The sequence below is a fragment of the Lamprocystis purpurea DSM 4197 genome (assembly GCF_000379525.1).
In the GTDB taxonomy this organism is placed as follows: domain Bacteria; phylum Pseudomonadota; class Gammaproteobacteria; order Chromatiales; family Chromatiaceae; genus Thiodictyon; species Thiodictyon purpureum.
Genome location: NZ_KB902458.1, coordinates 1 through 1,658 on the forward strand (window position 1 = coordinate 1; position 1,658 = coordinate 1,658).

Annotated in this window: 2 protein-coding genes; one reads left to right on the forward strand and one right to left on the reverse strand. The window is 58.1% G+C overall.

Going from position 1 to position 1,658, the window contains the following annotated elements:
- Positions 1 to 1,010: tyrosine-type recombinase/integrase (locus A39O_RS0108950; RefSeq protein ID WP_020504327.1), on the forward strand; the 1,010-nt coding region annotated here is incomplete at its 5' end.
- On the opposite strand, the gene A39O_RS38135 is transcribed toward A39O_RS0108950, so the two are convergent.
- Positions 1,000 to 1,509 (reverse strand): HNH endonuclease, encoded by a 510-nt coding sequence (locus A39O_RS38135; RefSeq protein WP_157639881.1) that lies wholly within the window; start codon positions 1,507 to 1,509, stop codon positions 1,000 to 1,002. The genes A39O_RS0108950 and A39O_RS38135 overlap by 11 nt on opposite strands.
- Between the last annotated feature and the right edge of the window lie 149 nt (positions 1,510 to 1,658).

Consider the following 1,658-nt stretch of genomic DNA (forward strand, 5'->3'; position numbering starts at 1 on the left):
TCTACTCCGAGACCAAGACCTTCACCAAGAAGGCCACGGCCAAAGCCTGGGCCGCTGAGCGCGAGGAGCAAATCAGGCGCGACCCCGCCGCGGCAAAGACCCGCGCCGAACACCAGGGCGTGACCGTCGCTACCCTGATCGAGCATTACTTGAAGGCGCGCGAGACCGTCGCGCCGCTGGGGCGAAGCAAAGGCGCTCATCTGCGGATGTTGCTGGGCTTCGACCTCGCGCGGTGTGCCGCCCTGACCCTGACCGCGCAACAGGTGGTGGAGCATATCCAGGGGCGGCGCGCGGGCGGGACCGGGGGCGCAACGGTGGCGAATGACCTGATCTGGCGGCGCGTGGTGTTTCGCTATGCCCGTACCGCGCTCGGGGTCCCGGTCGATCCGCACGTGCTGGACGACGCCTCGGAGATTTGCCGCGCTGAGCGGATGATCACCCGGCCCCAGCGGCGCAAGCGGCGGCCGACCGATGACGAGTTGACCAGGATCGCGGAGCGGTTCCGGTCCCTGCGGCTGCGCTCCCGGCGTAACCCTGGCCCGCCGATGGATCTGATCCTGTGGGCGGCGATCTACTCGTGTCGGCGACTCGACGAGCTTTGCCGGATGCGGCTGTCCGACTTCGATCGGGAGCATCGAACATGGATGATCCGCGACTTGAAACACCCGGACGGGTCGGCGGGGAACGATCGCGAGATGCTGGTCACCGACCGCTTCCTGGCTGTGGTGGATGCGATCCTGGCGCTGCCAGGGCGCGACCCCGACGAGGATCGGCTGTTGCCCTATAACAGCAAGACGGTGGGGACTTACTGGCAGCGGCAGTTGAAGGTGTTAGGGGTTGTGGATCTTCATTTCCATGATCTCAGAAGAGAAGGCTGCAGCCGTCTTGCAGAAGCCGGGATGACCATCCCGGAGATTCAGCGCGTGTCGCTTCATGATTCCTGGTCGAGTTTGCAGATTTACGTCAATATGGGGAAAAAATCCCGTGTAGAAATGACAATCAACGATTAATGCAAGCGAACTCGCCAAATTTTTCAATTGCGGCTTTTTGGTAAGCTGCGCTTGCCTCTTCCGGAGTGTTGAACGTTCCAAGATGAATTTGACGCCTATTTACAACGATGAATGCTCTGAACTTGTTAAGGCTTTTTGCTACGCCCTTATACCCGCTTGAGTTGTTTTTTGGTGTTTTCGAGTTTCTGGCGTTTTGTTGAGGTTCGCATAGGCGCAAATTGTTCCAGCGATTATTTGTTGGGTTTCCGTCGATATGATCAATATGCATCAACGATGATGGACGATTCCCTGTCATCATTACCCAGATTAAGCGATTAATTTGCTTAATCAGAATTATACTACCAAAATACCGAAGGATGTTGTAGGATGCAGCCGCCTGGCCGAAGACGGCCGGACGGTCCCCGAGATTCAGCAGGTGTCGCTGCATGAATCTTGGGGATCGCTGCAAATCTACGTGCAGATGCGGGCGCGGAAGACGGGAAGGGTGGAGTTCTGACACTCACGTCCTACTCATCAACTCATCAGCAAACCGCTTAGCCCGTTCCCTGGCAATCTGAAGCTCGAAAACCAAAGACTGGATGCAGTCTCCGGCCTCTGACGGTCCGTCCGTGTCCATTTCTGCCATGACTCGCCCGAGTGTCTTCGGGT